A 522-nucleotide genomic window follows, 5' to 3' on the forward strand; every position below is an offset into this window, starting at 1 on the left:
CATCAGATGAAGATAATGTCATAAACGTTATGGCATATTTTTACGCCTATCCTCGTAGTTCCATCCGAAGCGCAGCAGATGACTTGAATATAACAATCACTTCTGTTCATCGAATTTTAAAATACCATGACATGCACCCGTTTAAATTTAATAAAGTTCAGGCTCTGAAGGTTGAAGATTATGCAAGAAGAGTGGCTTTTTGTGAGTTCTTGTTGGTTCGCATTCAGGAGGACCCAAATTTTCTGTCAAAAATTATTTGGACTGACGAAACAAAATTTTCAAGAGAAGGTATTTTTAATCGAAAAAATGAACATTTTTGGTCTGACGAAAATCCCCATTCCACAAGGGAAATGGGATATCAAAATAAATTTAGTTTAAATGTGTTTTGTTTATTGAAAAATTATAAAAAAAGTTATTTCATTTATGAAGAGACGTTAAATTCTGCAAGATACCTGGACATATTAAGATCAGTGGTTAATGATTTTCTCGAGAATCTTAGCCTACAGGAATATCGGACTTCTT

General features: G+C 33.1%; 1 protein-coding gene. It reads left to right on the forward strand.

The window, feature by feature from the left end:
- Window positions 1–522: hypothetical protein (locus IV513_RS15695; protein ID WP_209391486.1), on the forward strand; the 522-nt coding region annotated here is incomplete at both ends.

It is taken from the genome of Chryseobacterium sp. RR2-3-20, from assembly GCF_017808115.1.
Lineage (GTDB): Bacteria > Bacteroidota > Bacteroidia > Flavobacteriales > Weeksellaceae > Chryseobacterium > Chryseobacterium oryzae.